The following is a 7,129-nucleotide window of genomic DNA, read 5'->3' as shown; positions in this document are numbered from 1 at the left end:
GGTGTGGGGTGTGGGGTGTGGGGTGTGGGGTGTGGGGTGTGGGGTGTGGGGTGTGGGGAGGTGGGGGAATTTCAACTAAAACCCTAAAACCCTAAAACCCCAACCCCTCACTGATCACTGATTACTGATTACTGATTACTGATTACTGATCACTGATCACTGATCACTGATCACTGATGCTTCCCCTTCCCTAGTCTGGACGGTTAGCTTAAAATAAATGTAAGGATATGTAAACTTTCGTAACTATCTCGCCAATTGGCTAACCAATGATCCCAACAACTTCTTTATTCGCACCCGTTGACGATGATCTCCGTCTTTTGACCGATAACTTAAAAAATCTCGTCGGCGCTCGTCATCCCATTTTAGCGGCGGCAGCAGAACATTTGTTCGAGGCCGGTGGTAAACGCGTTCGACCGGCGATCGTGTTGTTAGTGTCTCGCGCTACTATGTTAGACCGGGATATCACTCCCCGTCATCGTCGATTAGCGGAAATCACGGAGATGATCCACACTGCCAGTCTCGTCCATGATGATGTGGTAGATGAGGCGGAATTGCGGCGCGGTGTTCCCACCGTTAACAGTTTATTTGACAATCGCGTGGCGGTTTTAGCGGGGGATTTTCTTTTCGCTCAATCCTCTTGGTATCTAGCTAATTTAGATAATTTAGAAGTGGTAAAATTGCTCTCAGAAGTGATTCGCGATTTTGCTGAAGGGGAAATTCAACAGGGAATTAATCGCTTTGATACCAGTATCTCCTTGGCAGCTTATCTAGAAAAAAGTTACTACAAAACTGCTTCTTTAATTGCCAACAGTGCCAAAGCGGCTGGGGTATTAAGCGAGCAATCAGCTGAAGTTAATCATCATTTATATAATTATGGTCGCAATTTAGGGTTAGCTTTTCAAATCGTCGATGATATTCTCGATTTTACCTCCCCTACGGAAGTATTAGGAAAACCCTCTGGCTCCGATTTGATCAGTGGTAATATCACCGCTCCCGCTCTCTTTGCTATGGAGGAAAATCCCTATATAGAAGTGTTAATTGAACGGGAATTTAGTCAGGAAGGAGACATCGAAAAAGCTCTTGATTTTATTCACTCTAGCCAAGGTATTCCTCGCTCAAAAGAATTAGCCGATCAATACGGTCAAAGTGCCTTAAAACACCTTGAATGTTTAGCTTCTTCTCCCTCAAAAGATGTGTTAATCGAGCTAGTAGATTATGTTTTGAGCCGAATTTATTAGGGAATAATAGTTCTCGCCGTAGCAATAGTCCAAGCATCGACTAATAATAAAAATAGGGTGAGAGTAAAAAGAATTCCATACATCCAAGGCTGAGAAAGGGGGCGAATATCAGTCATATCCAAGTTAGTTTTTTCCTCGATTATTTTGACCATGCGATTAAATCCCGCTACTCGCATCGGTAATAAATAGGCTTTTTCTGCGGAGCGATCAAGGAAATAATAAACTAAACCACCCTGTCCTGTACTGCGACATTTAAGTTCTTTTATATCTGTCCAATTTAACCACCAACCAGAGCGAAGAAAAGCGGGAAACCATTGGGGATAGGTAACTTGTATCCCTGTCTCTGATAAAATGACTCTTTCACTTAAAGCTCCGTATAAAGCGATTAATCCTAAGCTGATTCCTAACCAAAGAAAATTGGGATTAACGGGGGAATTAGTGACTTTTGCTAAAAAGGGTAAAGGGATGGTTAACGCCACATATAAACTTAATAAAGTTACCCGAATTATTGGTGATATCCGAAAAATTATTGTCTCGTTCATTTGATAACCTTAATCAGTAAACAGTAAACAGTGAAAAGAAGGCTCCGAACTGGCCACTTAATACTTTAACACTTTAATACTTAATACTGTTCACTGAAAACTCAAAACTGATCACTGATCACTGATAACTGATAACTGAACAGAGATTTGCACCTCGATCGCAGGTGATTGTTTGAGCGTAAACTGTTATTCTAGGCATGGGGGGCGTGATTTTAACTTGCTACAGTTATTAATTAATATTAACACCTATTGACTATTTATATGAACAATGGTAAGCGCATTTGGGTCTATGACACTACTCTCCGGGACGGGGCCCAGCGAGAAGGTATTTCCCTCTCCCTCGAAGATAAAATTAAAATCGCCAGGGAATTAGATAGAATGGGTATTCCTTTTATCGAAGGCGGTTGGCCGGGCGCAAACCCTAGAGACGGTCAATTTTTCTGGAAACTGCACGAAGAACCCCTAAAACAAGCGGAATTAGTCGCTTTTTGTTCCACTCGTCGCCCCCATGTCGAGGCCCGGGAAGATCGGATGTTAACCGCCATTCTCGCCGCTAGAACCCGTTGGGTGACAATTTTCGGCAAATCTTGGGATCTGCACGTCACAGAGGGCTTAAAAACCAGTCTGGAGGAGAATTTAGCCATGATAGGAGATACGATCGAGTATCTACGCTGTCAGGGAAAACGAGTCATTTATGATGCCGAACATTGGTTTGATGGTTACAAAAATAACCCCGAATACGCCCTTTTAACCCTCAAAACCGCCAGGGCTGCCGGAGCAGAATGGTTAGTTTTCTGTGATACCAACGGCGGCACTTTACCCCAAGAAATCGCCCCCATTGTGGAGAAAGTGCGGGAGCAATTGGGCATCGATCCCGATGAGGAAAATGCGCCTCAATTAGGCATCCATGCTCATAATGACGCAGGAACCGCCGTGGCTAACTCCTTAGCGGCAGTTAACGAGGGCGCACGCATGATTCAAGGCACAATTAACGGTTATGGGGAACGCTGCGGCAATGCCAATTTATGTACTTTAATTCCCAATCTTCAGTTAAAAATGGGCTTTTCTTGCCTAGAAGAAAATCAATTAGGCCGATTGACGGGAACTAGCCGAAAAATCAGCGAAATGGTCAATTTAGCCCCGGATGATCATGCTCCCTTCGTCGGACGCTCCGCTTTTGCCCATAAAGGCGGCATTCACGTTTCTGCGGTGGCGAAAAATCCCCTAACCTACGAACATATTAACCCGGAAGCGATCGGGAATCAGCGCCGCATCGTCATTTCTGACCAATCGGGATTAAGTAATGTGTTAGCGAAAGCGCGCAGTTTTGGCATCGATTTAAATAAAGATGATCCCACCTGTCGGCAAATTTTGGAACGTTTAAAAATCTTGGAAAGTGAGGGTTATCAATTTGAGGCAGCCGAAGCTAGTTTTGCGTTATTAATGCGGGAAGCTTTGGGACAGAGAAGCCACCTTTTTGAATTAAAAGGATTCCAAGTTTATTGTGATATGCTGCGGGATAGTGGTAATGCGATCGCGACAATTAAAGTACGGGTAAAAGAGGAAGATTTGTTAGAAGTGGCCGAGGGTAATGGTCCCGTGGCTGCTTTAGATCTGGCTTTAAGAAAAGCTCTAGTCAAATTCTATCCCGAAATTGCTAACTTTCACCTGACCGATTATAAAGTGAGAATCCTCGATAGTGGTTCGGGGACGGCAGCGAAAACTAGGGTTTTAATCGAGTCAAGTAACGGTCAACAAAGATGGACAACCGTGGGAGTGTCTAGTAATATTTTAGAAGCTTCCTATCAAGCAGTAGTAGAAGGAATTGAGTACGGTTTATATCTACTGCAAAACAATCAACTAGAATTATCGGGTCAATTTTGTCCTTTAGGGACAATTTAGGGAACAGTAATCAGTTATCGGTTATCAGGAGTCAGATTTGAGTTTTCACTGAACATTTAACTACTGACTCCTATCTCCTATGTCCTATCTCCTATCTCCTATCTCCCCTGCTCCGTTCTCCCTTATACCTTTTAAACAGGATTTAGTACAATCTCGCCTTGACAGAGTTTAAACACTGATATATTATCAGAAAGAATCCATAATTCTTCCAACAAGAGCAAGCAAGCTTAACTAGGTAGGCTCTTCGTTACTTTTTATGGTTCGATAGGGTGGCATAAATAAACTAAATCCTTATCTGGCAAGAGATTTAATTGATTAGTTCGCTCTAGATCAAAAACAATTGACAAAAATCGCCAAACGTTTTTCTCTATAAAGGTTCCGTCCCTTATAACCCCCGTACATTGCATAACAGAAACCGAAGAACCACTAGGTAATTCAATTGCTCAGCCTGTTGAAGCTGTAAATTTCACATAAAATATTTATTTATGACTACACAAGCTATAGGAAAATCAATGACGTTATTGAATAATAAATCATTGAAAATTACTACATTTTTAACCATTGCATTGATTACTTGGATCGCCCACTTTTGGTATTTTAATCACTTGGGTCTATACGAAGATGATTACGCTTTCATCGGTAACATACTCACCATGGACTTTTCCAGATTTGTTGACTCTGTTAAGAACATGAATTTAGCATTTTTTCAAGGTAGAGTTGTCGGCTTTAACATCCTCTTCTTCTCTGCATACTTTGCTGGAAAATTGGGAGGATTGCCGCTTATTTATATAAGTGCCTATCTATTGGCATTAACCAATAATATCCTCTTTTATCTATTTCTCCAACGTCTCTGGAATCAACCTATTTTTGTCCTGACGGGTACCCTTGCATTTACTTTATTTCCTGCCGACAACACTAGGGCTTTTCTCACTCATATTCACATTTTGCCGGCCATAACCTTTCTTTTACTCGCTTTTTTAAGTTATCTGAACGATAAAAAAATTTGGTCTTACCTATTGATTACTGCTTCTTTTCTTAGTTATGAGACCTGTTTTTTGCTGTTTATCACCGCACCTTTTCTAACCAAAAAGCCTCAGTCGGAGATATTTAAAGAATTAATTAAACATCTATTCATCTTAGGTACGATTTTCCTAGTGGTTTTAATTCTCAGAAAGTTGACTGGTGATAGCCGGGTTGGAGACTTAGATATAGCAACCGCTATTTTTACTCCGATTCGTCAAATAATTACCGGACCATTTGTCTGTTTAGGAACATTTGTCTATCGTCCTTGGCAAACTTTGCACAATCTCAGGGGAGAATTGTTAATTTTTGTGCCTCTTTCATTACTTATGTTGCTATGGCTATTCTTACAAAATTCTCGTTTTTCGGGACTGGATAGTGGGGAAAATTGGCCGATAATTAAACAGTTGAGCCTTTTGGGGATAAGTCTCTTATTCTTGGCCTATCCCTTAACTTTTACCGTTCCTGCTACCCTCATTAGTGGACGTGATTCCCGTGTTCATGCGGCTGCCGTGGTTGGAGCTTCTATTCTTGGGGGAATTCTTGGCTATTTGATTGTTTATTTAGCCAATAGTTATCGGCAAAAAAATCTTGCGGCTCTCCTCTTAGCGACTTATTTTTCTTTGTTGATTGGATTTGGAATTATCGTGCAACAGCAAAATAAACTAAGTTGGAAATATCAGCAAGCTTTTTGGGCTGATGTTATACAATTAGCCCCCGATCTGAGCGATGGACAAGTTATTTTAGTCGATGCTCCTAGTCTACCTTGGGGAAGTCAGTTGTATCCTTTTGCTTGGTCTATGCCCAGTGTAGTCGGTCAACTTTATCAATTTCCTTGGCAATGGAAAAACGTTCCTAAACTATATAAACTCAATCCTGATTGGCAGCTAAAAATCGCTGCCAATGGAGAAATAGCTTTAAATAACGACAATGGATTATTGTTCTTTTATTATCCCTGGGAACCCGCTCGCCAAGTTAAAACTTCGGAAATTATTTTGTTACAGGAAAAAGATGGGAAACTTGTCCGCACAACTACTCCAATTGTTGCAGGAGCTAAGAAATTTTCCTTTAAACCCCTGACTAATTCAACTATAGATTCTTTCGATAAAGGATATCTGTACGATTATTTAATCGCTCCTAACAATAAAAAATCTGTCAATTATTTTCAACCTTTTTAAGGTTAGTCAATGTCGAGTAAAATTTAGCCTTTCTGATTAAGTTTTTGCCGTCTTTAATCACTCTTTTATACCAATTCTCTCTAGGCAAATTACAGATTGAATCTAAGTCCCTCTTAAAAAGGAAAATTTAGAGGGAGCAAATTTTTGTAGTCAGACTTTGGAGCAGTTAAATAACCCTAGGATAATAATCTAGTAACAAAAGAATTTTGCCAACGACGGGCCAAGGCCCGTAGATACATATTAACGGGAAACTGATAATATTCGATAATTAACCAGAGTAAACAAATACCATGGCAAACAAAGGTTAAAATCGACCAAAATAGAGGCACCCATGACAAAGGACTCCCCTCGACCGGAGGAAAAAGATAGGCTCCCGTAGCCACAATTGCTGTGGGAAAAATCACAAATCCTAAACCGATAATTAAGTAAAAACCTGCCATCTCCATTCCTTCTCTCGGTAAACCCTGCCAATACTTACCATTCCAATACCAAGTTAAGGGTAATTGACTATCGGCCATTTTTAAAACTTGTTGTTCTAAATTAGCGGTAAAAATGTGTTGACAAAAGTTACAAGCATAGGCTTCCATGAGTGGTAAAGCGGCAATTTTACCATGGCGACAGACGGGACAAGAATAGGTATCGTGATAGTTTAATTGGGTTGGCTCGGTCATGGTTAATGTGAGTACGATTGACACTCCCGTCGCGCTTATGCGAGGGATTCTTGGTTCACTGACTCAAGTTGTCTTAGCAGGTATTTCTACCAACCAAGATAGAGCTTAAATCTCCCCAAGCGTTTAGGTCTGACGACCAGCTTCCGATATGCCCTATCGTAGCTTTTTTGAGTATATTCAAGGCCGCCATTTTGTCCCTATCTTCTATATACCCACACAAACAAACATGAGTTCTAACTGATAGAGACTTTTGGATTAACCGACCACAATTAAGGCATTCTTGACTTGTATAGGCTGGATTAACTGCAATAGTTAATCTGCCGTATTTAATGCCAAAATACTCTATCCATTTTCTTAATTGTGACCAACCAGCATCATTGATACTCTTAGCTAGTTTTCGATTACGCACAAGGTTCTTGACTTTTAAATCCTCGTAGGCTATCAAGTCGTTTGACTGAATTAAACGGAGTGCCAATTTTTTAGCAAACTCTTCTCGTTGCCTACTTACTTTTAAATGTCCCTTGGCGTATTTTTGACTAGCTTTTTTGTAGTTATTAGACTGCTTTTGTCCTCTCTTA

The 7,129-nt window shown here is 40.7% G+C and carries 6 protein-coding genes; 3 read left to right on the top strand and 3 right to left on the bottom strand.

The genetic code is table 11. The features are described 5' to 3' along the window. The first annotated feature begins 266 nt into the window (after positions 1–266). Positions 267–1,238 (top strand): solanesyl diphosphate synthase, encoded by a 972-nt coding sequence (gene sds / locus O9290_RS20875; RefSeq protein WP_288056271.1) that lies wholly within the window; start codon positions 267–269, stop codon positions 1,236–1,238. Here sds and O9290_RS20870 read toward each other — a convergent pair. Continuing rightward, positions 1,235–1,780, bottom strand: a complete 546-nt coding sequence (locus tag O9290_RS20870) for a hypothetical protein (protein WP_288056269.1) — start codon at positions 1,778–1,780, stop codon at positions 1,235–1,237. The two genes, sds and O9290_RS20870, sit on opposite strands and share 4 nt — an antisense overlap. Before the next feature lie 261 nt (positions 1,781–2,041). Here O9290_RS20870 and cimA point away from each other — a divergent pair, with 261 nt between their 5' ends. Both cimA and O9290_RS20860 read left to right on the top strand, forming a co-directional pair. Continuing rightward, entirely contained in the window at positions 2,042–3,682 is a 1,641-nt protein-coding gene (gene cimA, locus O9290_RS20865; RefSeq protein ID WP_288087504.1) for a citramalate synthase, read from the top strand. 512 nt (positions 3,683–4,194) lie between these two features. Further along, on the top strand, positions 4,195–5,880 hold the full coding sequence (locus O9290_RS20860; protein ID WP_288087502.1) for a hypothetical protein: 1,686 nt from the start codon (positions 4,195–4,197) through the stop codon (positions 5,878–5,880). A 176-nt stretch (positions 5,881–6,056) separates the two neighbouring features. Here O9290_RS20860 and O9290_RS20855 read toward each other — a convergent pair whose 3' ends face one another. Both O9290_RS20855 and O9290_RS20850 read right to left on the bottom strand, forming a co-directional pair. Next, positions 6,057–6,551, bottom strand: coding sequence for a hypothetical protein (locus O9290_RS20855; RefSeq protein WP_002761722.1), 495 nt, complete (start codon positions 6,549–6,551; stop codon positions 6,057–6,059). 73 nt (positions 6,552–6,624) lie between these two features. After that, a partial coding sequence (locus O9290_RS20850) for an RNA-guided endonuclease InsQ/TnpB family protein (protein WP_288087501.1) occupies positions 6,625–7,129 on the bottom strand: 505 nt, incomplete at its 5' end.

It is taken from the genome of Microcystis sp. LE19-41.2A (assembly GCF_027530405.1).
Taxonomy (GTDB): Bacteria; Cyanobacteriota; Cyanobacteriia; order Cyanobacteriales; family Microcystaceae; genus Microcystis; species Microcystis aeruginosa.
This window is presented reverse-complemented; position numbering and strand designations above follow the sequence as displayed.